The organism is Paractinoplanes brasiliensis (genome assembly GCF_004362215.1).
In the GTDB taxonomy this organism is placed as follows: Bacteria; Actinomycetota; Actinomycetes; order Mycobacteriales; family Micromonosporaceae; genus Actinoplanes; species Actinoplanes brasiliensis.
The window spans coordinates 1,922,190-1,946,364 of sequence record NZ_SNWR01000001.1; the positions used below are offsets into that span (position 1 = coordinate 1,922,190).

A 24,175-nucleotide genomic window follows, 5' to 3' on the forward strand; every position below is an offset into this window, starting at 1 on the left:
TGCTCTGAAAGCCTGGTCCGCTTCGATGCCGCCGCGCTGGGGTCGACTCCGCTACAGACTGGCGATGGGGACGGCGAGGATCCATTCGCTCGAACCACAACCCGGTGGTTCGCTGTCGTCGGCTGCTGGTGAAGTGCCGGAGGCGGTTCTCTATTCTGCGCGGGTGTCTTCGCTCAGCGATACCGAGCTCGATGCCTTGGCTGGAGAGCCGGTCGTGGATTGCTATGACGAGAATGAGCGGCTCAGTGGCCTCTTCGCCATGATCGAGGACAATTTGGCGGTGCCGTTCGGCACCGACGTTCTCGGGGTGCCGGTGGTGGTCCGGAAGGTGGATATGCGTTCGTCGGGGATCGTGCCGAACTGCCATCGTGGCCGGCTGCGGCAAGCGATCGGGATTCTGGACCTTCCGTTGCCGGATCCCGTGCCTGATGGCGCGCAGTGGATCGAGGCGTACCGGTGGTGGGCGGGGGCGCAGTGAGCGAGTACCAGTACTACGAGTTCGTGGCGCTTGATCAGGCCTTGACGGCGAAGCAGCAGGGCGAGTTGCGGGCGGTGTCGTCCCGGGGCCGGATCACGTCGTCGGGTTTCGTCAACGACTATCAGTGGGGCGATCTCAAAGCCGATCCGGCCAAGTGGATGGAGCGGTACTTCGACGCGCACCTGTACCTGGCGAACTGGGGCACGCGGCGGATCATGCTGCGGTTTCCCAAGGCGGTGCTCGCTCCGGAGACGGCGGAGGCGTTCTGCGTCGGGGATTCGGCCGGCTGCTGGGCGACCCGTACCCATGTGATCCTCGATCTTCGCAGTGAGGACGAGGACGGTGACGAGGAATGGTGGGACGAGGAAGGACGGCTCGCGGCGATCGTTCCGGCTCGGGCGGAGTTGGCCGGCGGTGATCGGCGGCTGCTGTATCTGGCCTGGCTCCTGTGCGTGCAGAACCGGGAGCTGGATGATGACGCGCCGGAGCCGCCGGTTCCGGCCGGGCTGGCGACGCTGAGCGGGCCGTTGCGGGCCCTGGCCGATTTCCTTCGCCTGGATCCGGACTTGCTGGAGGCGGCGGCAGCGGGGAGCCTGCCGCTGGCCGAGAAGAAGCCCTCCGCCGCCGAGTTGCGCCGCTGGGTGGCGGGTCTGCCGGTGGTGGCCAAGGACGAGATGCTGGTGCGGGTGCTGCGTGGCGATGCCGGGTTGCTGCGGTCGGAGTTGCTGCGGCGGTTTCACGGTGTGACGGAGGAGCCGCGTGCCGGAGAGGTGCGGACTGCCGGGGACCTGCTTGCTGCCGCTGAGGAACGCTGGGCTGCACGGCAGCGGCAGAAGCGGGAGCGAGAGGCGGCCGAGCGTCTGCGTCGTGAGGAAGCGGCCGCCGCGGCTCGCGAGCAGCGTCTGGACGCGCTGGCACGGAACCCGGTCCGCACTTGGGACCAGGTGGACAAGTTGATCGCGACGAAACGTCCGAAGGACTACGACGCGGCGGTGACCCTGCTTTTGGATCTTCAGGCGCTGGCGGTACGGGAGGGTGAGATCTTCGAGTTCGCCGAGCAGATGACCCGGCTGCGGGAGCGTCATGCCCGCAAGCCGAGCCTGATCGACCGTTTCGACCGCGCCCGGCTCGACTGAGCCGGCTGTCGGGCCGTCGGTAGCGCCCGAGCGCTGGGCCGCCCGGCTTGGCACTGCAAGCGGGAGCGGGACTGGTGACCAGCAGTGCCGCCGCAGCGGTTCGGCAGTGTCGTCTCCGGTACGCGAAGCAGGCTGTTCTCCACGAAGTCATGGACGGGAATCAGGACTGCGGTGGCGGGCCCAGTACTTCGATGCCGTGCCGGCTCGCGGCGTGGCCGAGGGCCGCGGGATCGATGAGTGCCGGGCCGGGCAGTCGCCGTTCGGTGGCGGGGCATCCGGCTTCGGCGGCGAAGTTCTCGAATCCGGCGGGCGTGGTGATCTGCAGTGCCCGCAGGGGTTCGTTGGCGCCCACCAGGAAGGTGTGTGCCACCCCGAACGGCAGCAGGACGAAGTCGCCCGGTCCGGCGTGGAGTTCCTCGTCCGCACACTGGAACCGGGCACTGCCCGAGAGGACGTAGAACATTTCGTCCTCCACCTGGTGGCGGTGCAACGGTGGCGCGAAGCCGGGCGGGTTGACGAACTCCGCCACGGTCAGCCGGCCACCGGTTTCGGCTCCGGAAGCCTTGATCGTGACGAGGTTACCCAGGAACCAGAAGGCCGGGCCCTCGTCCACGCGTCGCAGGTAGGGGTCGGTGGTCATGGTCGAACGCTCCCTTGTGCCGGGCTTCCGGACGAGTATTGAGTAGCTCGCTGTTTGTTGAATATACTCGCAGTATGGTGAATTCGACCGCGGCGTCAAGGGGTGCTGAAAGATCCCAGCGGGGAAGCCGGCCGTCCGGCGGCATGACTACGGTTTCCGGGACGAAGGCAGCGTCGTACGGCGAAACTGGACTTCGCGTGTGGCGGGCTGAACGCTTGGTAGCATCGCGCCGTCATGGATGAGGGCGACGACCGGAAGCCGGCACGGCCGTACCGCTCTGCGGTACGACAGGAGAGCGCACGCCGTACTCGGCAGGCCGTCGTGCGAGCCGCAACCGATCTGTTTGTTGCGAACGGTTACGGCCCGACCTCACTGGCGCAGGTAGCTGCCGCGGCCGGAGTGGCCCGGCCCACCGTTTTCGCCGCTTTCGGATCCAAGGCTGCCCTGCTGCGCCAAGTGCTCGATGAGGCCCTGGCCGGCGACGACGAACCGGTGCCGGTCGCCCAACGGCCCTGGTTCCGGCCTGTGTGGGAGGCGCAGGCCCCCGGCGCGGTCCTTCACGGATACGCCAAGGTGTGCACGCTCATCGGCGGCCGGGCCGCGCGTGTCTTCGAGGTGGTGCGGCGGGCCGCCGACGAAACACCTGAATTGACGGAGATCTGGGGGACGCTGCTGTCCAACCGCCGAGCGGGTGCCCGGATGATCGTCGAACGGCTCGTCACCCTCGGCGCGACACTCAGGCAGGGCGCCGAACCGGAACGGGCAATCGACGAACTGTGGTTCTACAACGACCCGGCCCACTACGGTGCGCTCGTGCTGCACTGCGGCTGGACCGAGGAATCCTTCCAGGCCTGGCTCGCCGAACGGATGTGCGAGGTGCTGCTCGCCGGCGCCCTCGATTCCCGGCCGTCGAGGTGACAGCCGGTCCTGGTGGCGTTCCCCGCACGTGGCAGAAGAGCGACGAGCCCGCTACGGGGTGACGCGGTCGCGGATGCTGTCGAGCACCGACTCCGCCGCCCATGCGGCAGCGTCGGCGATGTCTCGCTGGTCCATGCCGAACTCGCGGCGGAACGTCACCCAGGTGCCGGCGGAGTCGAGGTGTGACAGCGCCGCGACGACCGTCCTGCGTTGCGCCGCGTCGAGGGACGGCACCTCGGCGTCCAGGAGGCGTTCGAGCTGCTCCCGGCCCGGCGACGGCGCCGCGCCGTTCACGCCGCGCATCGCTGTTTCGGCGACGACGTGTGCGAGTTCCGGCCGCGCGTCGTACCGCTGCATCGCGCCTCGGATCGCGAGGGGGATGTCGAAGATCGAGTGCGACTCCTCGCGGGTGAACAGGGTCGCCTCGATCCAGGCCGCGGTCGCCAGCAGCAGGTCGACTCGCGTGGGGTAGTTGCGGAACACCGTGCGCTCGGCGATGCCGGCCCGGCGCGCGATGACCCGGTACGACACGTCGTCGCTGCCGAGTTCCTCGATCAGCTCGGTGTAGGCGGCGAGGATCGCCTTCTGCGTGCCGCTCAGCGCCGGCCCGGTCACGGCTTCGCCCACGTCGCGTCGGGCAGCCTCGCGAGCACGGTGCCCACGGCACGGTCGAACGCGTCGCAGATCTCGTCGGCGTCCAGGTCGAAGGACGTACGCAACCGAGCCCAGAACATCGCCGACGCGAAGTACCGCAGGGATGCCGCGACCCGCCGCCGGTCCCGCCGGTTGAGCGTCGGCGCCGCCACGTCGAGCATCGCCTCGATCGCCCGCGTGATGTAGGCCGGCTCGGTGCCGAGCGTCGGCGAGATCGCGGACGCCCGCGCGCCGACGAACGCGTAAGCGGGCGACGCGTCGAAGGCACGGAAGCGCTCGTGCACGGCGGCGCAGAAATCGGACACGGTCACGAACGGCGGCAGCGGGAAGCGGGTCTGCTCGATCCAGTTCGAGAGCGCGGCGAGCAGGTGCGCGCGCGTGGGGTACTGGCGGTAGATCGTGCGTTCCGAGATGCCGACCTCGTCGGCGAGGGCACGATAGGAGATGTCGTCGAACGAACGCTCACGCAGCAGCACCGCCGCGCTCGCGAGAATTGCGGTCGCGGTGTCGACCGGCTCCTCCATCACGTCTCCCCCCGTCTCTGGGATGCTCGGCGGGCGGTCGCGCGGTGCGGGGGCCCGTTGACTTCCGGTGGGAGCACGTACTGATCGGAATCGTCGAGCGTGAGCGCCAGCGACGAGACGTACTGCACTTCCCCGTGCGGCCCTTTCTCGGCCGACGCCAGCATATCCGGCCGCTCGAAGGTGTACCCGGTGACGTGGCAGCGGAGCCGTTCGCCGGAGGGGTTGCCGTTGTCGTCGAACCGGGGCGAGTCGATGCCGTCGGAGCGGCGGCGCAAGTAGTAACGCCCGCGTGTGGCGAGTGCCGTGACCGGCGTGGCAACGACCGCGACGCCGATCGCGATGAGCACCGAGAACGGCTTGACGGTGGCGCCGAACACCCCGGCGAACGCGAGCAGCGACAGCACCGAGGCGAGCCCGACGGACACGAGCCCGACCGGGTTCCAGTCGTGCAGCATGCCGCGGCGGAACTCGGGGAAGCGGGGCGAGATGCGCAGCACCCACTTGTTGATCGCGATATCGGTGGCGATCGTCACGAGCCATGCCATGACGACGTTGGCGTAGAGGCTCAGCACGAAGGAGATGAGGGTGAAGACGTCCAGCATCATGAGCGCGTACGCGATCACGAGGTTGAAGAGGACGAAGATCGTACGCCCCGGGTAGTGCTTCGCCACCCGGGTAAAGACGTTCGACCACGCGAGCGAGCCCGAGTACGCGTTCGTGACGTTGATTTTCACCTGTGCGACCACGATGAGCACCAGGGCGAGAACGATCGCGAGCCAGTCGGGGAGCAGGGTCTGGTACATCACGACGAACTGCTTCGCCGGTTCGGTGGCCTGGCGCCCGAGATCGGGTTCGACCTTCACGAGGAGGTAGACGGCGAGAAATACCCCGATCACCTGCTTGGTGCCGCTGAAGATGACCCATCCCGGGCCGGCGAACACGTACGACGTCCACCACGAGCGGGCGTTCGACGGCGTACGCGGGGGCATGGCGCGGATGTAGTCGATCTGCTCGGCCAGCTGCGGGGTGAGGGCGAAGCACACCGCCGCGCTCGAGACCACGGCGCCGAAGCCGATCGAGCCGTCGGAGGTGCCGGCGAACGACGTGAAGGCGCGTACCGCCTCGGGGTCGGAGACGACGATCCACAGCAGCGGCAGCAGGGCGAGGACGAGCCACAGGGGCGTGGTCCAGAACTGCAGGCGCTCCAGCGCACGCATGCCGTAGATGACTATCGGGATCACGACGACGGTCGAGATGAGGTAGCCGAGCCACAGCGGCATCCCCGTCGCCAATTGCAGCCCCTGCGCCATGATGGCGCCCTCGAGGGCGAAGAAGATGCAGGTGAAGCCCGCGAAGACCAAGGTCGTGAGGATGGAGCCGTAGTAGCCGAACCCGGAGCCACGGGCGATGAGGTCGAGGTCGAGGTTGTAGCGGGCGGCGTAGTAGGCGACGGGCACGCCCACGATGACAATGACGACCGACGCGAACACGATCCCGAGCACGGCGTTGGCGGTGCCGTGGTCGAGGCCGATGCTCGCGCCGATCGAGAAGTCGGCGAGGAACGCGATGGACCCGAGGGCGGTCGCGCCGACGGAGGCCGCGCTCCAGCGGCGGAAGGTGCGCGGCACATAACGGAAGGCGTAGTCCTCCAGGCTGTCCTCTGCGGCCGCGCGCGCGTTGTCCGTCGACACAGTGGCATCCCCTAAGGCACCTTGCGTGGGGGGATCGTCGCTGTCCGGTGTTACGACGGCATTGCGCGCGTGGGTCATGTCGGCTCAGATCGCCATGGCGGCTCGCACGGTGGAGGTGGCTGCCTTGCCACCCTCTCCGGTCTGTGTGACGTGGCCAGAGGAGAGCACGACGTAGCGCTCGGCTGCCTCGAGGGCGAAGCCGATGTGCTGCTCGACGAGCAGCACATTGATGCCTTCCTCGGCCAGCTGCATGATGGTCTGCTCGATCTCGGCGACGATCGTGGGCTGGATGCCCTCGGTCGGCTCGTCGAGGATGAGCAGCTTCGGCTCGGTGATGAGGGCGCGGGCGATCGCGAGTTGCTGGCGCTGCCCGCCGGAGAGCAGGCCCGCCTTCCGGGCGGCGAACTGCTTCAGCGCGGGGAAGCGAGCCATCTGCGCGTCGATGAGGGCCTTGCCGCCCCGGCGCCCGTCGGCGACGAGCTGCAGGTTCTCCAAGGTGGTGAGCTGGCCGAACGATTGCTGACCCTGCGGCACGTACGCCATGCCCCGCGCGACGCGCCGGTTGGGGGCGAGCGACGTGATGTCCTCGCCGTCGAGCACCACGCGGCCCTTCGACGGTTTGATGAGGCCGATCGCGAGACGCAGCAGGGTCGATTTGCCGGCGCCGTTGTGGCCGAGCACGGCCACCACCTTGCCGGACGGCACTGTCACGCCGTGCAGGACCCGCGTACGCCCGTAGCCGGCCTCGATGTCGGTGAGTTCCAGCATGTCAGTCCTCCTCCCCGTGCAGCGTCGCGGCCACCACGCCCGGCGAGCTTGCGAGCGGGCCGTCCAGCACTGTGGGCACGACCGACATGGCGGCCGTGGTGGCGGCGCCTGCGGTGCCGAGGTAGACCTCCTGCACCTTGGGATCGGCCTGAACCTCGGCCACCGTGCCCTGCGAGAGCACCTTGCCCTGATGCAGCACCGTCACGCGTGTGGCGAAGCGGCGCATGAAGTCCATGTCGTGCTCGACCACGAGCACGATCCGCTTCGCCGCGATGCGCTGCAGAAGCTCGCCGGTCGCGGTGCGCTCGTCCTGGCTCATGCCGGCGACGGGCTCGTCGAGCAGCAGCACCTTCGCGTCCTGCACGAGCAGCATCGCGATCTCCAGCCACTGCTTCTGGCCGTGCGACAGGATGCCGGCCGGCGTGGCCAGCTCGCCGGTGAGGCCGGTCTCCTCCAGCGCGCGCTCGATCGACGGGTCGATGCCCCGCCGGGCCCGCAGCAGCGAGAACGCGGGGCGGTGGCGTCCGGCGGCGATGTCGAGGTTCTGCAGCACGGTGAGCTCGTCGAAGACGCTCGCGGTCTGGAACGTGCGGCCGACCCCGAGCCGTACGATCTTGTGCACTTGCCGGCCGAGCAGCTCGGTCTCGCCGAGCCTGGCCGACCCGGTGGCCTTCGTCAGCCCGGTGATGGCGTCGATGCAGGTCGTCTTGCCGGCGCCGTTCGGGCCGATGAGGAACCGGACCTCGCCGGCGTGCGCGTCGAACGAGACCCCGCCGACCGCGACGAAACCCGAGAACTCGACGTGCAGATCCGTGACAACGAGCGAGTCGCCGGTCATGCCCTCACCTCTTCGAGCTCGGCGGCGGCGACCGCCGGGACGGTTTGACGCTCCGGGCTCCGGCGCATCGCGGCGAACCTGGCCGGCAGCGACGACAACCCGTTCGGCAGGAAGAGGATGACGACGATGAACAGCAGACCGAGGATGTAGGTCCAGCCGTCGGGCCAGGTCGAGCCGAGGCTCGACTGTCCCCATCCGACCGCCATCGCGCCGAGCGCGGGGCCGAAGAGCGATGCGCGGCCGCCGAGGGCAACACCCGCGATCATGAGGATCGAGGCGGCGGCGCCGATCTCGGCCGGGGTGATGATGCCGACGATGGGCACGAACATCGCTCCGGCGATGCTTGCCATCAGCGCGGCGACGACGAAGGCGACGAGCTTGACGTTGGCCGGGTCGTAGCCGAGGAAACGTACGCGTTCCTCGGCGTCCCGGGTGGCGACGAGGAGCTCACCGAAACGGCTGCGGTAGAGCTGCCACACCGCGAGCAGGCACACGATGAGAAGCGTGGCCGCGATGAGGAACACCAGTTGCTTGTTCGCCGGGTCGTTCAGCACGAAGCCGAAGAAGTACTTGAAGTCGCTGAGCCCGGTGTCGCCGCCCGTCTCGCGGATCGTGGAGCTGATCAGGGTGGCCAGCGCGACGGCGAGCGCCTGCGACAGGATCGCGAAGTACGCGCCCTTCACGCGGCGCTTGAACAGCGCGTACCCGAGGACACCGGCCAGGACCACGGGTAGCACAACGATGGCCAGCAGGGTGAAACCCGCGCTGCGGAACGGTTCCCAGAACACCGGAAGCGGCGCGAGCGGGTCGTAGAGCACCATGAACCCCGGTATGCGGTCACCAGCGGTCTCCAGCGTGAGGTGCATGGCCATCGCGTAGGCGCCGAGGGCGAAGAACACCCCCTGCCCCATCACGAGCATCCCGCCCCGGCCCCATGCCAGGCCGATGCCGACGGCGGCGATGGCCCAGCAGCAGTACTTGCCGAGGTTGTTGAGCCAGTGATCGGTGAGCATGAGGGGAGCGACCGCGAGGAGCAGGACGGCGAACACCCCGATGCCGCTGAGGGAAAGCCATGGCTTCAGCTTGGTCATACCAGACTCCTGGTTCGCACCGTGAACAAGCCCTGCGGGCGCAGCTGCAGGAAGACGATCACGAGGATGAAGGCGAGCACCTGCGCCAAGCTGCCGGTTGTCCAGTAGGCGAAGAACGAGAGCGCGACGCCCACCGCCCATCCGGCAAGGATCGTGCCCTTGAGCTGGCCGATGCCGCCGGCGGCGACGACGAGGAAGGCGGGGATGATGTACTGCGCGCCCATCTGGGAGTTCGTGCCGCCGATGAGCGACGCGGCCACGCCGGCGACCCCGGCCAGACCTGACCCCACAAAGAAGGTGAGGCGGTCGACCGTACGGGTGGGGATGCCCGACGTCTCAGCGAGGTCCCGGTTGTGCACGGTCGCCCGGATGCGGCGGCCGAACGAGGAGTACTTGAGCCAGGCTGCCAGCGCGGCGACGCAGACGGCCGCGAGCACGATGGTGAACAGCTGCCGAAGGGGCCATTGGTAGCCGAGGATGTTCAGCTGCCCGTCGAGCCAGCCGGGTTTCTCCACCGGGACACCCTGGGACGGGAAGATGTGCAGTGCCGCCTGCTGCAGGATCAAGCCGACACCCACCGTGACGAGCAGGGTGTCGAGGGGCCGGCGGTACATCCATTGGATGATGGTGACCTCCAGCAGAAGGCCGAACAGGCCGGCGACGACGAACGCGACCGGCAGCGCGACCGGGATCGACAGATTGCTGGCGGAGATGACCTGCTGGACCAGGTAGGCGGCGAAGGCGCCGATCATGAGGAACTCGCCGTGAGCCATATTGATCACGCCCATCTGGCCGAAGGTGAGCGAGAGGCCCAGCGCGGCGAGCAGGAGCAACGCACCTTGTGCGCTGCCGTTCAGCAGCGGTGCGATCAATGCGTCCACATGCACTCGCTCTCTGGTTCGAAAAGACAGTGACGGTGGGCGCGGGGTTGCCTGCCGGGCGACACGCAACCCCGCATCCGGGTGAAGGGGAATCAGCCCGCTGCGTCCACGAGCTGCTTGCGGATGTCGGCCGGGAACCAGTCGTAGCCCTCGAGGTACGGGTCGGGCTTGATGAAGCCGTCGGAGGCCCAGGCGATGTCGAACTGGTTCTTGGAGTTGATCTGACCGATGTGGCCGGGCTTGGAGATGTGGTGGTTCTTCCCGTCGAGCGTGACCTTGCCCTCCGGCGCGTCGAACGTGATGGTGTTCTTCTTCGCCGCCTCGTTCACCGCGTCGACGTCGAACGAGCCGGCCGCCTCGACGAGGGCCTTGTACAGGTACAGCGAGATGTAGGCGGCCTCCATCGGGTCGGAGGTGACGCCGCTGCTGCCGGGGTAGGCCTTCCAGCTCTCGATGAACTTCGGGTTGGTGGGCGTCTTGAGCGACTGGAAGTAGTTCCAGGACGCGTAGTGGCCGGTGACCTCGTGGCCCATCGCCGGCGCTTCCTCCTCGGCGATCGACACCGAGATGATCGGCGTCGTCTTGGCGTTGAGGCCGGCGTCGTAGTACGCCTTGATGAAGCCGACGTTCGACGAGCCGTTGATGGTGTTGAAGATGAAGTCGGGCTTCGCGGCCACGATCTTCGCCACCTGGCTGGTCCAGTCGTCCTTGTCGAGGGGCACGTACTCCTCCCCAACGATCTGGATGCCCAGCTTGGCCGCGTACAGCTTGATGATCGCGTTCGCGGTGCGCGGGAAGACGTAGTCGCTGCCGGCGAGGAACAGCTTCTTCACCCCCTTGGAGGCGAGGAAGTCCATCGCCGGGATGATCTGCTGGTTCGTGGTCGCCCCGGTGTAGTAGATGTTCGGCGACGACTCGAGCCCCTCGTACTGCACCGGGTAGAAGAAGAGGCCGTTGTGCTTCTCGACGACCGGCTTGACGGCCTTGCGAGAGGACGAGGTCCAGCCACCGAAGATCGCAGCGACGCAGTCCTGGGTCAGCAGCTTCTCGGTCTTCTCCGCGAAGGTGGGCCAGTCCGTGGCGCCGTCCTCCTGGATGTACGCGATCTTCTTGCCGAGGATGCCGCCGCCGGCGTTGATCTCGTCGGCGGCCATGTGCAGCACGTTGGAGACGGTCTTCTCAGAGATCGCCATGCCACCGGTAAGGGAGTTGAGGAAGCCGAGCTTGATGGTGTTGCCGGAGGTGTCGACGCAACTGGGCGCCGCGGACGTCCCGCTGCCGGCCGCTTCGTCGCCGGCTCGGGCGCCGCAACCGGCGAGCACGAGGGCCACGGTCGTCCCGATGGCGCCCATGGCCGTGAGCGTGCGCAACCGCTTGCTGGTGGTGGACATATGTGGGAACTCCGTTCCTGGTGAAGGGGGCGTGACGCGGGGTCGTGGCACTGCGTCCCGAACTCCCCGCCCCTTGCCGCCGGCCAGGTTCAGTCGGCTGCTGCAGGTGAGATCAGATTGACCCTGAGTCATTACTCTGACATTTCTTGGATGTTCCAACTCTGTAGCCGGAGAACCGATCAAGATGCGATTCCCCAGCAAGAGCAAGGATTCTCAAGAGAAGTTGATGTCAGGGTTCTGCCACTCAGCAGCGACGGAGTGGAGGCATGGCACACTTTTGACATCCGAGAGGCGGGCCTCGCCGCCGCCTGGCCTACCGGGTGAAGACCGGCTTGGCCGGCGGCGGTTCGAGCAGGATGTCGATGGCGTCGTCGTAGCCGTACGGGCCGGTCAGCATCGGCGCCGGGTTCAGGGTTCCGTTGCCGATCAGGCGGAGCACGTCGGGCACGTACGGGCTCGCGTGGGGCGGCCCGGTCACGATGGTGATGCCTGTCCCGTACAGGGCGAAGTACGGCAGGCGCAGCTCGGTGAAGTAGACGGACCGGATGACGCACGTGCCGCCGGGGCGGGTGGACAGGAGCGCGCACCGGAAGCCCGCCGGGTCGGCCGAGGCGTCCACGACCAGGTCGAAGGCGCCGTCGAGCCGGTCGGGATACGCGCTGACGGCGGGGACGACGGCGCCCAGGGCAGCGGCCGTCGCGCGTCGTGCCTCGTCGGTGTCGAGATAGGTGACCTTCGGGGCCCCGAGGGCGATGGCGCTGGCGACTGTCAGCAACCCGAGGCTGGCAGTTCCGCCTACGACGAGCACGTCGGCGTCGGGGTGGGCCGCGAGTGCCGGCCGTACGGCCTGGAAGGCGTCGGTGAGGTTGTCGGCGGCCGAGGCGGCCAGGAACGGGTCGACCGCGGGCGGCAGCGGTGTCAGGTTGTGCCCGGCCCACGGAACCCGTACGAGGTCGTCGAACAACCCTCCCCAGTGCCCACCGACGTTCGTCCCGTACGAGGCGAGACGGGGCACCGAGGCGCAGGCGCCGGGGAGGTCGCGCCGGCAGTTCTCGCAGGCGCCGCAGCTGATGTGCCAGGGGATGACCACCCGCTGGCCGACCGTCAGCGCGGTGTTGCCGTCGGCGAGGGCGACGACCTCGCCGACCGCTTCGTGGCCGAGGGCGAACGGGGGTTCGAAGGGGGCCGGCGACGCCACGATCCAGCGGTCGAGATCGCAGGAAGCCGAGGCGATCGGGCGCACCAGCGCGTCCGCCGGCGCCGACAGGCGAGGTGCGGGCCGGTCCTGCCATTCCAGGCGACGGGGGCCGGTGAGGACGAGGCTTCGCATGGGTCTCCCGACACGATCTAGAGGGAACTCTCTAGAGAGAGGACTCTAGATGGCGGGTTGGGTATCTTCAACCCGTGCCCCGCCTCGTCCACGACACCTCGGCGATCCTCGACGCGGCCGCACGGCTGCTCACCTCGGGGAGCGGGGACACCCTCACGATGGCCGGCGTGATCCGGGAAGCGGGGGTCTCCAGCGGCTCCGTCTATCACCGCTTCCCCAACCGCGCGGCCCTGCTCGCCGCCGTGTGGAACCGGGCCGTGCGGGGCTTCCACGAAGAGCTGTATCCCCTGTTCGCCGGTGAGCCGGTGGCCGCGGCGGTCGCGCTGGGGCGCCGCACGGTGTCCTGGTGCCGCGCCAACCCCACCGACGCGCGGGTGCTGCTGGCCGGCCCCGGATCCCTCGAACCTGCTGCCTGGCCCGCCGAGAGCCGGGCGTGGCGAGAAGCCGACCAGGCACGCTGGGACCAGGACGTCCGCCGCCTGGTGGATGACCTCAAGGCCGCGACCGGGCTCCCGACCGCCGAGATCCTGCTCGTCGTGGTCGACCTGCCCTACGCCGCCGTACGCCGGTACCTCGGCGCCGGTCGGGAAGTGCCGGCCAACCTCGACGGCATCGTCGCGCGTCTCATCCGAACCCAGCTCAGCGCTCCGGCCGGTCCCCCGTGAGATCCTCGCCGTACAGGCGGGCCACATCGGGCGAGTCGAGCCAGCCGCTGTACGCCGGTTTCTGCGGCCAGCCCTCCGGCGAGTCCTGCCAATCCTCCTGCCGCCCGTACGGCAGCACGTCGACCAGCGGGAACGTATAGGTGAGCTGCTCGACGCCGCGGCCCGAGGTGTGCCAGGTGCGATAGACGGTCTCGCCGTCGCGCAGGAAGACGTTGAGCGCGAAACCGCCGCCGGGCGGAGCATCGACATCTGCCCCGAACGGGCTGCCGGCGGTGGAATACCAGGTCATCTTGTTGCCGACACGCTTCGCGTACGCCAAGGCCTCGTCGATGGCGCCCTGAGTCACGATCACAAAGCGCGCGTCGTAGTTGTCGAGAAAACCGAGCCGGGTGAACACCGAGGTGAAGCTGGTGCAGCCGCCGCACTGCCACTCGGCGCCCGGTTGCCACATGTGGTTGTAGACGATCAGCTGCGACCGGCCCTCGAAAATGTCGACCAGCCGAACCGGCCCCCCGGCCCCGACCAGAACGTAGTCGGGCATACGCACCATCGGAAGCCGGCGCCTCTGCGCGGCGATCGCGTCGAGCTCCTTGGTGGCGGCCTTTTCCCGTACGCGTAACGCCTCAAGCTCTTCACGCCAGGTCGCTTCCTCCACAACGGGCGGCATTGCCATGATCACCATCTCCTTTCGCCTGCGAATCGACCGGACTCCAGCGTCCCGCGTTCGCTGACGATTTTCCCCTTGTCAGCCCGAGCGGCGCGCGAACGGACCAGGCCAGGCGGTCACAGTGGGAAAGTGCCGTGGCGCCAGTGCCAGGACCGGCCGGCCTTCAGGTGGTCGATGACGGCGCGCTGCAGGACCGTACGGCGAGGAAGCTGGGCCAACGGCGCGGAGAGCGTCCGGAAGGCGAACCTCAGCACCTCGACGTCGGGGTCGAGACCTTCCGGTTCCTCGTACGGGGAAAGGGTGAAACGCTGCTGGAATCTGATGATGTTGGATTCGGCGGGCAGGTATTCCCGCAGTTGCGGGTCGAGCAGCCAGGAACCGCAGGAGAAAGTCTTGTACGACTCCGCCGGGAAATGGCGTGGGAAGAACTCGCGGGCCTCGTCCAGCGACGCGTCGATCGCCTGCGGGGTCAGGGGGCCGGATTCGGGGATGTGCAGGCTGAGGGCGGTGTCGCCGCGCTGGAATTGCAGGCGGCCCAGTTCGTAGAGGCCGCCGCGCGCGTGCAGGGTCAGCCAGCTTTGCATGACGGGCCACCCCTCGCCGTTCATGCGACGGTTGACGGCCAGGTTGCGGCCCAGGTCGGCGAGCGTCGCCCACGACACGGAATCGGGGATGCCGTGGTCCCGGTGGTACTGCCGGACGTCGTCGAGCAGGGCCAGATAGACGTAGACGAAATAGCGCGGGAGCTCGGGACCGGGGGCCAGCCAGCCGTAGCCGCCGAGGTCGGCGCGGACCAGGGCGATCGAGCGGTCGAGCAGCCAGGTCAGCTCGGGAGTCCACGACACCGAAGGCCAGCCGGCCATGATGTCGGTGGCGTCCTCCGGGCGTACGGCCAATTGGCCGAGGATTCGCGGGGCGTCGGCTTTCGCGCACAGCGGGGCCGACGGAAGGTCGCCGGCCAGGTGGTGCACGCGTTCGATTTCCCGGAGGGGCACGCCGAGCCGGGTTGCGATGCCGTTCAGGTCCACGCCGGGAATAGTAAGGGGAGTTCGTTCGGGCCGTGGGTGCCTATGGCCGGGCGCCACGTCACCTCGCCGGTGATGAGCGGGGGGCCGAAACGGCGTGTCAGGACGGGCAGGGATTCGGCCAGTTCGGCCTGGGCGAGCGCGGCGCCGAGGCAGTAGTGGGGGCCTGCGCCGAATTGGAGCAGCGGGGGTTCCCGTACGGCGGTGATGTCGAAAACGTGGCCGCCGGGATAGGCGCGCGGGTCCCGTTGAGCGGTCACGACCGCCATGGTCACGAAGGTGCCGGCTGTTATCGGCAAGCCCTGGAACTCGAAATCCTGGGCGGCCCGCCGGAACACGCTCGCCGCCGAGGGTCGCCAGCGCATCGACTCGTTGACGGCATTGCCGGTCAATTCCGGGCGGTCGCGCAGCAGAGTCCATTGCCCGGGGTGTTCGGCGAACGTCACCATCATGTTCGAGAGCTGGTGACGGGTGTTGTCATGCGCGCCGAAAACCAGGGTGACCAGCAGGTTGCGCAATTCTGCGCGGGTGATCGCGTTGTCGGACTCCCCCGCCGCGACCATTCTCGAAATGAGGTCGTCGGCCGGACGTTTCGCCTTTTCTTCGATCAAAGTTCCCACGTACGCGTCCAGGCCCGTGACCGCCCGTTCGACGCGAGCCGCCGTGTCGCCGCCGGCCGCCAGCGCGAAGATCATGCCGATGTCGCCGGCCCAGGCGCTGAAAAGATCGTGGTCGGCGGCGGGCACCCCCAGCAGCTCGCTCAGCACGGCCAGCGGCAGCCGGTCGGCGAAGGCGGTTACGAAATCGGCGTCGGCGACCTCGTCGGCCAGCGCCTCGGCCGTGGACCGGATGAACGGCCGCAACGCGTCGATCGTACGGGGTGTGAAGGAACGGCTGACCAGCGTGCGCAGCCGGCGGTGCTCGGCGCCGTCCCGGTTGACGATCATCGGGACCCACCAGTCGTGAATGGGCCCGGACGTGATGCCGTTGCCGCTCAGGTAGCTGTCGCCGCCATGGTCGAGCCGGCGGTCGCGGAGCAGTTCGTGCGTCTCGGCGTACCGCAGCACGAGCGGGCCGAGCGGGCAATCGGCGTACCAGCCGGCCTCCTGAGCCGCGAACACCTCCGGCGCCGTGAAGTCGAACGCCGGGTCGACCACATTGAGGAACGTCACGGTCACCAAGTGTTGCGCATCGGTCACCAAGAACGGAACCTCAGCGGCGGCGCCAACCGGCCAGGACCCGGTCGATGGTTTCGCGGATCTGCTCGCGGGCCTGGTCCCGCGGCACACCGGCCATCAACATCTCGTCGTAGGGGGTGTCCTCGTGCCGCACCGAGGCGACCACCGCGCGGGTCACGGCGTCGGCATCGAGCGCCTGCCCGGCGGCGCTGCGACCCACCCGGCCGCTCCCCCGGGCGCCGGCGTGCATGCTGATCGCGGCCGCACGCTCCGGTGGGCAGCCGGGGAACAGCGCCACGATCTCGTCGGCCAGTTTCTGCTGGAACACCACGTCACCGGCCTCGCGCCGGACGCGGTCACGTTCGCGACGCCGGGCCCGGGCGTCCTCGTCGGACAGGCACTGCTGCTCGGCCAGCTCGAGCGCGGCCGGCTCGACCAGCAAGCCTTGGCGCTCGTTGCGTTTACGGGACCGGTTGAACCGCACCACCACCGCCGACAACCGGCCGGCCTGCTTGGCGCGGCGGGTCAGGGCGGCGTCCCCGGCCGGCAGGAACACCAAATGGTCGAGGTCGGCGCAGGCCAGGCAGATCGGCTCGCCGTCCTCCATCATCAGCATGTCGGCCTCGGTCTCGCCGCAGCCGGCACAGGTGAACGGCCGCGTGGCCAGCAGCACCACCAGGTCGGGCGGCTTGCTCTGCCGGGTCGTGATCCGTTCCTGCTGCTTCTCGGTCAGGTCGGCCGCCAGCCAATGCACCCGGTACGCCTGTTCCAGCGCCTCGTCACCCGACGCGGTGAAACGCAGCGGCCGCCGGTCGCGGGTGGCGGCCACGTAGCCGACCTCGCTGGGCCGCAGACCGCGCTCCTTCACCCAGCGGTGGAAGATCTCCAGCGCGTCGGCCAGCCGGGCGGCGGACACGGCCGCGACCCCTTCGAGATGCGGCACGCGGCCCTGCCGCCAGTCGGTCACCAGGCCGGGCGGCAACCAGCCCAGGCCGGTCAGCACGTCGAGCGGGCTCACGTGCCGCTGCCGCTCAAGCGCCTGCTCAGCGGCGCTCACCACGCGGCGTTCCAGCTTCGAGGCGAACTGCATGAAGACGCACGCTACCCGCCGCGCAGATGAGCCCTCCACCTCGGACGACGTGACGCCCAGAAACCCTCCGGGGCCGCGGTCGACGGGGCAAGCTGGAATGTAAGGCCCGAACCGGCGAAATTTGCGCCCTCGCGAAGGTCGCGGGGAGCGGAGCGGCGATTGCACGATGGCCTCAGCCGGAACGGCGAGGAGCGTCATGACCACCTTCGGTATTGATCTCGGGACGACCTATTCCTGCATCTCGTACGTCGGCGACGACGGTGATCCGGTCATCGTGCGCAACGACGAGGGGCAGGAGCTGACGCCGTCGGTCGTGTATTTCGAGACGCCGCACAACGTCATCGTGGGGGAACAGGCCAAGGACGCCGCGAAGAGCGACGCCGAGCGGGTCGTGTCCCTGATCAAGCGGCGGATGGGCAGCCAGGACATCGAGTTCGACTTCGACGGCGTCTCGTACACCCCGGAGAGCGTCTCGGCGTTCATCCTGCGGGACCTGGCCCGGTCGGCCCGCAAGGCGACCGGCGCCGAGGTGACCGACGCCGTGATCACCGTGCCGGCGTACTTCGGGCTGAGCGAGCGGCACGCCACTCAGCTGGCCGGGGAGATCGCCGGGCTCACCGTGGTCGGCGTCGTCCCGGAGCCGGTGGCGGCGGCCCTGCACTACGGGGCTCTGTCCGGCGCCGAGGACCGCACCATTCTCGTGTACGACCTCGGCGGCGGAACGTTCGACACCACGGTGATCCGGTTGCACGGCGGGGACGTCACGGTGGTCTGCACCGACGGCGACCACCAGCTCGGGGGCGCCGACTGGGACGACCGGATCGTGACGTATCTGAGCGAGTGCTTCGTGGCGGCCCACCCGGACGCCGGCGCCGCCGACAGCGAGACGTTCCTGCAGGGGCTGGGCCTGATCGCCGAGGATCTCAAGAAGTCGTTGTCGAGCCGGGCGGCCAAGCGGCAGCTGGTCCAGTACGGCGGGGCCAAGCTCAACGTCGACCTGACCCGGGAGACGTTCGAGGAGCTCACCGCCGACCTGCTGAACCGGACGCTGGAGATCACCACTCGGACGCTGCGGGTGGCCGAGGAGCTGGGGGCCGGGCGGCCCGACACACTGCTGCTGGTGGGCGGTTCGACCAGCATGCCTGCCGTGGCGAGGAAGCTGCGGGACGCGCTGGGGCTCGAGCCGCTCGTGCACGATCCGCACCTCGCGGTGGCCAAGGGCGCCGCGATGTTCGCCCTGCACAAGACGATCCGGGTCCGGCTCGCCGACAGCGACGAGACGGTGGGCGTGAAGGCCACCGCCGAGGCGCTGGGCGTACCGGAGAAAACCGTGGGCGGGCTCGTCGCGAAGAAGGTCACGATCGTCGTTCCGCGAGCCTTCGGCGTCGGGGTCGTCGCGCGGGACACCGATCCCGAGGACGGCAAGATCGAGGTCCGGCACCTGCTGGAGGCGAACACCCCGCTGCCGTCCCCCAAGATCACTGAGCAGTTCTTCACCGCCGTCAGCGATCAGACCAGCATCCACATCACCATCTGGGAACAGGCCGGGGCCGAGGTCTCGCACCTGGTCGAGTACAACAAGCAGATCGGCGAGGGCCTGATCGAGCGGTTGCCGTTGCTGCCCAAGAAATCACCGATCGACATCACCTTCGCCATGGACGAGGCCGGCCTGCTGACGGTCGACGCCCGGGAGCTGAAGACCGGCCAGAAGATTCGTATCGAGGTGCGGATCGGCGGGCTCGACGACCGGCGGGTCAAGCAGGCCCGCGACGCGGTGACCCGGCTGGCCTGAGCGCGACAGCCGCCGGAACCGCGAACACGCCATCGGTCACGCCGCCCGCGCGGCCCGTCCGAGCCCGAAGGGACGGCAGGCCAGCGGCACCGCGGCCGCCGCCGACCAGCGCGGGCTCATCTCCCGCAGCACCTGGTCGACCGACGGGCCCAGATACTTCGGCGTGCCGTCGGCGAACGGCCGCTCTCCCCTGACCTGACGGGTCCGCCGCAGCCACCAGGTGTCCCGCCACTGCCCGTCGGCCACGGTGGCCGCCGCCCCGCCCGCACCTCCGGCGGCGAGCAGCGCTGCTTGATCGTCGACGCTCGCGGCGATGCCGGCCGACCGTTCCAAGTGCTCGCGGGCCTCCTCCGCACGGCCCAGGAGGCGGCAGGCGCGGCCGAGGTCCCGGCTGTCGTGCATGATCGCCAGGCGGTCCTGCTGCGCCTCCGCGATGCCGATCGCCGCCCGCAGGCGGGTGACGGCGCCGGCCGGGTCGCCGGCCGCGCGGCACGCCCGGGCCAGCATCCGCAACGCGTCGGCGGTCAGCCCGGCCGGTGGGGTCTCGATCCGGGTCGCGCCGGCCAGTGCCTCGTCGAAGAGGGCGACGGCCGCCTCCAGATCACCTTGGTCGAGCCGTTGCTCACCGGCCGCGAGCAGCGCGACGACACGCAACGGGGTGTCGGGCACGGCGCCGGCCAGTTCGCCGGCCTCGATCCCGGCGACCTCGGCGGCCTCGTCGTCGCCGGTCATCAGGCGGCCGCGGCAGATGTGCAGCAGGCACCACGCCAGCGCGGGGGGCGCGTTGAGGGCCCGGTAGAACCCGGCGGCCCGCTCGAGGTCCTCGACCGCCTCGTCGTACTTCTCGTGATCGAGCTCGAGCCGGAAGCGACCCCGCTGCCGGCGCGCCTCGGCCACCAGATCGGCGTCCTGCTGCTCGTCCAGCAGGGACAGCACCCGGCTGTACCAGGCCTCGGCCATCCGCAGGTCGCCCCGGTCGCCGTAGAGCCGGCCGAGGTGCAGAAGGCCACCGGCCGCCGCTCGGACGTCCCCACCGGCCTTGGCCGCCTCCACCGCCTCGAGGAGAGCGTGGACGGCGTCGTCAGCGCGGCCGTCCTCCCTGGCGAGCAGTCCGAGAGCGGTCAAGCAGGCCACTCTCGACCGCTGGTTGCCGGCAGCGGCGGCGCGGCGCAGCGCCAGGTCGAACCAGCGGGCGGCGCCGGACGGATCGCCCCGGCGCGCGTCGATGCCGCCCTGCTGGATCGCGCTCGCCACCCAGACGGCGTCGTCGGTGTCCTCGGCGGCGGTCATCGCGCGGGCGAACAGCTCGCGCGCGTCCTCGAGGCGGCCCGCGCGCTCCGCCACCGAGCCGCGGAACAGGCTGGTCGCGGCGCGCAGCGACCGGGAACATAGCCGGTCGGCGATGGCGTCGGCCTCCGCGAAGTGCTCCTCCGCGAGGCCGCCCTCGCCGAGCTGGGCGACGACCCGGCCCATCTGCTGCTCGGCGATGGCGCACCGGACGGGATCCTCCAGCTCGTCGGCCATCTCGGCCAGCATCTCGTACATGTGCAGCGCGAACTCGTGGTCGCCGACCTCGAACAGCACGTCGCCGTAGTTCTGGGCGCACTGCGCCAGCAACGGGAGGTCGCCCAGGTCGCGGGCCGCCTCGAAGGCGTGCCACAGGTCCCGCGCCGCCAGGCCGGGCGCCCCGCGCATCAGCTGCACCGCGCCGGTCTGCAGGGCGGAGGTGGCCAGCAGGCGCACGCTGTCCAGCCCGAGAGCAGTGGATTCGCCGGCCGCCAGTTCGTGCTCGTCGGCCCGCTGCTGGTCGCCGACGGCCCGGGCCAGCCGGGCCAGGTCACGATCGGCCTCCGCGAGCTCGTTGGTTCCCGCCAGTTCCTCGGCGATGCGGAGCGCGCCGACACTCCAGCGCCAGGCCTCGTGGTCGCCGCGGGCCAGGGCCAGCGCGCCGATCTGCTGGTAGCTGGAAGCCAGGACGGTCAACGCCGCCGGCGTCCCGTTGACGCCGGGTTCCTGGCACCGGTGGGTGGCCGACAGGTACAGGTCGCGGGCGGTGTCGGGGTTCCCGCGCAGCTGGGCCAGCGCGCCGAGCTCCCGCAGGGCGGCCGCCTCGGCCACGGGATCGCCGTGGGTCTCGGCCAGCCGGCGGCACAGTCCGAGATTCCACTCGGCGTCGGCGTAGTCGCCCAGGCGCAGCGAGATCACGCCCAGCTGATGGCGGAAGAACCAGGCCTCCGGCTGCTCGTCGCGGAGCAGGCTCACGGTGTCGAGGCACACCCGCTGTTCCTGGCGCAGCTCGCTGCGGGCGTCGAGGGCCACACAGAGCTCGGCCGCGACCCCGACCGCCTGATCGACGTCGCCGGCCGCGACGCAGTGGTGATGCGCCTCCTCGAGGTCGCTGTAGTCGTACGCCGGATCCCGGCTGTTCAACCGCGCCCACCAACGGCGGTGGTCGGCGGCCCGGCGATGAGCCCGGAGCACCTCCTCCGGTGCGGCCGCGGCCAGCGACGACGCCGTCCAGCGGTGGACCACCCACCGCGGCTCGCCGTCGTCGGCGGGCGCCGGGGTCAGCAGGCCGAGCCGGGTCAGTTCGGCGCACGCGGCGTCCAGCCAGGGAACGTCCGCGGGAAGGGTCTGGGCGGCCAGGTCCCGGTTCAACCGGGCGTATTCCGCCGACGACATCGGGAGGTCGTCCAGAGTGGTGCCCGGGTCCTCCGCGCAGGCTCGGGCGAGCCGGTCGTAGTGCTTCCGAAGCCGGTCCACGCGTTCCGGAAGCACCGCGGCCGGCTCGGTCACCACCCACTGCAGGGCCGCCCGCGTCACCGGCACACGATGGACCGAGGACGCCACCAGCAGGCCGCGGGCCTCGGGGAAGGTGGCGCCGAGCTGTTCCAGGATGTCGTCCAGCAGGACCTCGGCCGAGGCCTCGGCGATCGCCTCCGCGGTGGCCACGTCGACGTCGCCGGCCGCGGTGCGCATCCAGCCCTGCACGTCGGACACCCCGCGCCGGCGCAGGCCACGCTCCAACCGGTCGGCAACCCGATCGAACGGCCGGGATCCGTCCCGGGCGCCACCGGGAAGCCGTTCCGGGCCGCCCGCGCCGCTGCTGAGCACGGCGTCCAGGTATTCCAGGGAACGCGGGTGCCCACCGAGGTCCCGGTACGCGCGGGCGCGCTGCTCGTCGTCCAGGGTGTAGACCGCAGGCAGCCGCCACATCAGCTTCTCGGTCTCCGCACGGCTCAACGGCCCGAGGTGGTGGGTGATCAGCTTGGGGTGGGTCAGGACATCGGCGTGCCGGGCGGTGACGAGCAACCGGGCGCCCCGTCCGATCCGCAGCCAGGCGGTCAGGAAGTCGCGGACGTCGGCGTCGAGAACCGGGTGGATGCCGGGAGCCGTGCTCGCCGGGTCGCCGAGCGGGTCGTCGACGACGAGCAGCACGTCCACACCCTGTTCGACGACCTCGTCCCGGAGCATTTCGAGCCGCAGATCCCAGCCGTCCTCGGCGTCGGTCAGCCGCCGGTGAAGCCGCTTCGAACCCTCGGCGTCCGGGAACTCTGCCACGCGCAGCCGGTTCGCGATCGCCATCATGATCTCGTCGGTCGTGCAGCGGCCGTGCAGGCTCGCCACGACGGTGTCGCTGCTGCTCGCGGCCATCCGGGCGGCCTGCGCCGCGAGGCTGCTCTTGCCCACGCCGCCGATGCCGTGGATCAGCACGCCGTGGCCGGCGGCACGGCCCCTCAGGACGCCCAGCAGCCTGCGCAGGTCGGCGCGGCGGCCGACGAACTCGCCGTCGTCGAGGTGGGCGATCCCCGCGGCGACCCGCGCGGGCGGCACCCGCTCCGGCACCGATCCCCGCGTACGCGGGTCGTAGAGGGCGGTTTCCCGCACGCGGCTGAACATCGTCGCCGTGGGCCATTCCGGCAGCTGCCGGATGCGGTCGCGGGCGGGCCGGGCCGCGCGCGTGTGCTCGAGTTCCCGGCGCGCGTCGGACAGCACCGCGAGCGGGTCGGCCGGCTCCCCCGCCCGGGAAAGGCGGCCGTACACCGTGGAGAGCAGTTCGGTGGCGTAGATGTCGGTGACGGCGGCCGTCATGGCCACGACCGTCGGCACGCCGTGTTCGAGCAGGGTGTGGGCCAGGCCGGGCAACGCGTCCGCGCCGGCGGTGTGGCATCCGGCGAGCACGATCATCGGGACGCCGCGATCCGGCAGCACCAGTTCGCGGGCGAGCCGGACGGCGTCGACCTCGTCGGGCCCGCCGTCGGGGGTCTCCATGAGCAGCACGCCGGGTGCGGCGTGGCACGAGATGTGCAGGATGTGGAAGCGCTCCTCGTGCAGCGCCTCCCGGATGGCCCCGACCGACCCCCAGTTCAGGACGCGGACGTGGGCGCCGCCGCGCCGGGCGTTGTCGACCCGGCGCAGGATGGTGCTCAGCTCGTGCTCGTAGTCGAGCAGGTCCTGGTGCCCGCCGTCGGGACTCGCCACGACGGCCAGGATGCTCAGCGGCCCCGGGATGTCGGGTTGCGCGGTGGCGCCCAGATCCCATCCGCGGAAGAGCCGCACCTGAGGCCGCAGGGCCAGCGGGACGGCATCGCCGGGCAGGATCGTCGTCTCCCAGGGCAGCTCCTCGATCTCGGTCTCGAGGCAGATCCGGACCGCCTGGTTGCGGGTGGCCGCTCCGGCCAGCAGGTCGACCAGCGAGTCGGCGACCGGGCCGGGCAGGAAACGCTGCCCGAGTTCCCGGCCGACGGTGCGGATGGCCTGCTCGGCGCGGCTCCGGCGCAGCCGGTCCCGTTCGGCGCGGCCGGCCACGTGCTGCACGACCGCCGTGAGCCCATCGTGGGCCGCGCTCACCCTTTCCCCGTACGGGGGCACGAGAACCGTCTCGTTCGAGCCGATCACGAGGCGGATGTCGACGGGTGTTTCCGAGGTCCGGTCGAATTCCGGCGCGGCCACGCTCCGCCGCGCCACCGGTTCGCCGCGCAAGGCTCTGGCCAGGGCGTCGTACCGCAGGTCGTGATCCGCGCGGGTGCCCGCCCGGGTGAAGTCGATCCGCTCGCGCCCGCTCAGCGACGGCGGCACCGCGGCCCCGTCGAAGACCACCGGAACGACCGTCAGTTTCCCCAGGTCGGCGAGTTCGGTCAGGGCCGGGTACTCCCGGATGCGGCCGCCGTCGCCGGAGATCAGGACGACCGCCGCGCCGCACTCCTCGATCGTCTCGTCCAGCCGGTCCACCGTTGTCTGCCCGGGTTGCACGTCCCAGGCCCGCAGAAAAACCCGGAGCCCACGATCCTGCAGCTCCACGCCCAGCCCGGCCGCCAGGGCGGCGTCGCCGGCCGCGTGAGCCACGTAGATCAACACATCATCCGCCATTGATCGATCCGCTCCGAGCCAATTGCCCGGTCCATTGTTCGGGCTCCC

20 protein-coding genes are annotated in these 24,175 nt (G+C 70.0%); 5 read left to right on the forward strand and 15 right to left on the reverse strand.

Annotation, left to right across the window (positions count from 1 at the left end; genetic code table 11):
• The first annotated feature begins 64 nt into the window (after positions 1 to 64).
• Together C8E87_RS08320 and C8E87_RS08325 are read left to right on the forward strand one after the other, a co-directional pair.
• Positions 65 to 478: a calcium-binding protein gene (locus C8E87_RS08320; RefSeq protein ID WP_239080496.1), complete on the forward strand. Its 414-nt coding sequence runs from the start codon at positions 65 to 67 to the stop codon at positions 476 to 478.
• A complete protein-coding gene (locus tag C8E87_RS08325; RefSeq protein WP_133872541.1) occupies positions 475 to 1,614 on the forward strand; it encodes a hypothetical protein in 1,140 nt (379 codons plus the stop codon). Before C8E87_RS08320 ends, C8E87_RS08325 begins: the two co-directional genes overlap by 4 nt.
• A gap of 160 nt (positions 1,615 to 1,774) precedes the next feature.
• Here the strand turns inward: C8E87_RS08325 and C8E87_RS08330 are convergent, their stop codons facing one another.
• Positions 1,775 to 2,254, reverse strand: a complete 480-nt coding sequence (locus C8E87_RS08330) for a quercetin 2,3-dioxygenase (RefSeq protein ID WP_133872542.1) — start codon at positions 2,252 to 2,254, stop codon at positions 1,775 to 1,777.
• 321 nt (positions 2,255 to 2,575) lie between these two features.
• Here C8E87_RS08330 and C8E87_RS08335 point away from each other — a divergent pair, with 321 nt between their 5' ends.
• Positions 2,576 to 3,172, forward strand: coding sequence for a TetR family transcriptional regulator (locus tag C8E87_RS08335; RefSeq protein WP_239080497.1), 597 nt, complete (start codon positions 2,576 to 2,578; stop codon positions 3,170 to 3,172).
• Between the two features lie 51 nt (positions 3,173 to 3,223).
• Here C8E87_RS08335 and C8E87_RS08340 read toward each other — a convergent pair whose 3' ends face one another.
• From C8E87_RS08340 to C8E87_RS08380, 9 genes are all read right to left on the reverse strand, one after another.
• Complete coding sequence (locus C8E87_RS08340; protein WP_133872544.1) at positions 3,224 to 3,799, reverse strand: TetR/AcrR family transcriptional regulator; 576 nt, start codon at positions 3,797 to 3,799, stop codon at positions 3,224 to 3,226.
• Complete coding sequence (locus tag C8E87_RS08345) at positions 3,784 to 4,350, reverse strand: TetR/AcrR family transcriptional regulator (RefSeq protein WP_133872545.1); 567 nt, start codon at positions 4,348 to 4,350, stop codon at positions 3,784 to 3,786. The genes C8E87_RS08340 and C8E87_RS08345 overlap by 16 nt, the downstream gene beginning before the upstream one ends.
• Positions 4,350 to 6,041, reverse strand: coding sequence for a purine-cytosine permease family protein (locus C8E87_RS08350; RefSeq protein WP_133872546.1), 1,692 nt, complete (start codon positions 6,039 to 6,041; stop codon positions 4,350 to 4,352). The genes C8E87_RS08345 and C8E87_RS08350 overlap by 1 nt, the downstream gene beginning before the upstream one ends.
• Before the next feature lie 84 nt (positions 6,042 to 6,125).
• Entirely contained in the window at positions 6,126 to 6,809 is a 684-nt protein-coding gene (locus C8E87_RS08355; protein WP_133872547.1) for an ATP-binding cassette domain-containing protein, read from the reverse strand.
• Between the two features lies 1 nt (position 6,810).
• A complete protein-coding gene (urtD, locus tag C8E87_RS08360) occupies positions 6,811 to 7,647 on the reverse strand; it encodes an urea ABC transporter ATP-binding protein UrtD (protein ID WP_133872548.1) in 837 nt (278 codons plus the stop codon).
• Entirely contained in the window at positions 7,644 to 8,738 is a 1,095-nt protein-coding gene (gene urtC / locus C8E87_RS08365) for an urea ABC transporter permease subunit UrtC (protein WP_133872549.1), read from the reverse strand. Before urtC ends, urtD begins: the two co-directional genes overlap by 4 nt.
• The gene (urtB, locus tag C8E87_RS08370) at positions 8,735 to 9,619 is read right to left on the reverse strand and encodes an urea ABC transporter permease subunit UrtB (RefSeq protein ID WP_133872550.1); all 885 of its coding nucleotides are present in this window, start codon (positions 9,617 to 9,619) and stop codon (positions 8,735 to 8,737) included. Before urtB ends, urtC begins: the two co-directional genes overlap by 4 nt.
• A 92-nt stretch (positions 9,620 to 9,711) precedes the next feature.
• Positions 9,712 to 11,010, reverse strand: coding sequence for an urea ABC transporter substrate-binding protein (gene urtA, locus C8E87_RS08375; RefSeq protein ID WP_133872551.1), 1,299 nt, complete (start codon positions 11,008 to 11,010; stop codon positions 9,712 to 9,714).
• 313 nt (positions 11,011 to 11,323) lie between these two features.
• Positions 11,324 to 12,340: a zinc-dependent alcohol dehydrogenase gene (locus C8E87_RS08380; RefSeq protein ID WP_133872552.1), complete on the reverse strand. Its 1,017-nt coding sequence runs from the start codon at positions 12,338 to 12,340 to the stop codon at positions 11,324 to 11,326.
• Between the two features lie 74 nt (positions 12,341 to 12,414).
• Between C8E87_RS08380 and C8E87_RS08385 the strand changes: the two genes are divergently transcribed.
• On the forward strand, positions 12,415 to 13,005 hold the full coding sequence (locus C8E87_RS08385) for a TetR/AcrR family transcriptional regulator (RefSeq protein WP_133872553.1): 591 nt from the start codon (positions 12,415 to 12,417) through the stop codon (positions 13,003 to 13,005).
• Here the strand turns inward: C8E87_RS08385 and C8E87_RS08390 are convergent.
• From C8E87_RS08390 to C8E87_RS08405, 4 genes are all read right to left on the reverse strand, one after another.
• Positions 12,980 to 13,678, reverse strand: a complete 699-nt coding sequence (locus C8E87_RS08390) for a DUF899 domain-containing protein (protein WP_203720859.1) — start codon at positions 13,676 to 13,678, stop codon at positions 12,980 to 12,982. The two genes, C8E87_RS08385 and C8E87_RS08390, sit on opposite strands and share 26 nt — an antisense overlap.
• 110 nt (positions 13,679 to 13,788) lie before the next feature.
• Positions 13,789 to 14,700, reverse strand: a complete 912-nt coding sequence (locus C8E87_RS08395; protein WP_133872555.1) for an acyltransferase domain-containing protein — start codon at positions 14,698 to 14,700, stop codon at positions 13,789 to 13,791.
• A complete protein-coding gene (locus C8E87_RS08400) occupies positions 14,691 to 15,869 on the reverse strand; it encodes a cytochrome P450 (RefSeq protein WP_133872556.1) in 1,179 nt (392 codons plus the stop codon). The genes C8E87_RS08395 and C8E87_RS08400 overlap by 10 nt, the downstream gene beginning before the upstream one ends.
• Positions 15,870 to 15,909: 40 nt before the next feature.
• Positions 15,910 to 16,965 (reverse strand): DUF2293 domain-containing protein, encoded by a 1,056-nt coding sequence (locus C8E87_RS08405; RefSeq protein WP_133872557.1) that lies wholly within the window; start codon positions 16,963 to 16,965, stop codon positions 15,910 to 15,912.
• A gap of 196 nt (positions 16,966 to 17,161) precedes the next feature.
• Between C8E87_RS08405 and C8E87_RS08410 the strand changes: the two genes are divergently transcribed.
• Positions 17,162 to 18,757, forward strand: a complete 1,596-nt coding sequence (locus C8E87_RS08410; RefSeq protein WP_133872558.1) for an Hsp70 family protein — start codon at positions 17,162 to 17,164, stop codon at positions 18,755 to 18,757.
• A 36-nt stretch (positions 18,758 to 18,793) separates the two neighbouring features.
• Here the strand turns inward: C8E87_RS08410 and C8E87_RS08415 are convergent, their stop codons facing one another.
• Complete coding sequence (locus tag C8E87_RS08415; protein WP_166661120.1) at positions 18,794 to 24,127, reverse strand: tetratricopeptide repeat protein; 5,334 nt, start codon at positions 24,125 to 24,127, stop codon at positions 18,794 to 18,796.
• Positions 24,128 to 24,175: the final 48 nt, after the last annotated feature.

Bases quoted from the DNA above. Each gene is read 5' to 3' on its own strand.
- C8E87_RS08320 (WP_239080496.1), top strand. From the start codon at position 65: ATGGGGACGGCGAGGATCCATTCGCTCGAACCACAACCCGGTGGTTCG.
- C8E87_RS08330 (WP_133872542.1), bottom strand. From the start codon at position 2,254: ATGACCACCGACCCCTACCTGCGACGCGTGGACGAGGGCCCGGCCTTC.
- C8E87_RS08345 (WP_133872545.1), bottom strand. From the start codon at position 4,350: ATGGAGGAGCCGGTCGACACCGCGACCGCAATTCTCGCGAGCGCGGCG.
- C8E87_RS08355 (WP_133872547.1), bottom strand. From the start codon at position 6,809: ATGCTGGAACTCACCGACATCGAGGCCGGCTACGGGCGTACGCGGGTC.
- urtD (WP_133872548.1), bottom strand. From the start codon at position 7,647: ATGACCGGCGACTCGCTCGTTGTCACGGATCTGCACGTCGAGTTCTCG.
- urtC (WP_133872549.1), bottom strand. From the start codon at position 8,738: ATGACCAAGCTGAAGCCATGGCTTTCCCTCAGCGGCATCGGGGTGTTC.
- urtA (WP_133872551.1), bottom strand. From the start codon at position 11,010: ATGTCCACCACCAGCAAGCGGTTGCGCACGCTCACGGCCATGGGCGCC.
- C8E87_RS08380 (WP_133872552.1), bottom strand. From the start codon at position 12,340: ATGCGAAGCCTCGTCCTCACCGGCCCCCGTCGCCTGGAATGGCAGGAC.
- C8E87_RS08390 (WP_203720859.1), bottom strand. From the start codon at position 13,678: ATGGCAATGCCGCCCGTTGTGGAGGAAGCGACCTGGCGTGAAGAGCTT.
- C8E87_RS08405 (WP_133872557.1), bottom strand. From the start codon at position 16,965: ATGCAGTTCGCCTCGAAGCTGGAACGCCGCGTGGTGAGCGCCGCTGAG.
- C8E87_RS08410 (WP_133872558.1), top strand. From the start codon at position 17,162: ATGACCACCTTCGGTATTGATCTCGGGACGACCTATTCCTGCATCTCG.
- C8E87_RS08415 (WP_166661120.1), bottom strand. From the start codon at position 24,127: ATGGCGGATGATGTGTTGATCTACGTGGCTCACGCGGCCGGCGACGCC.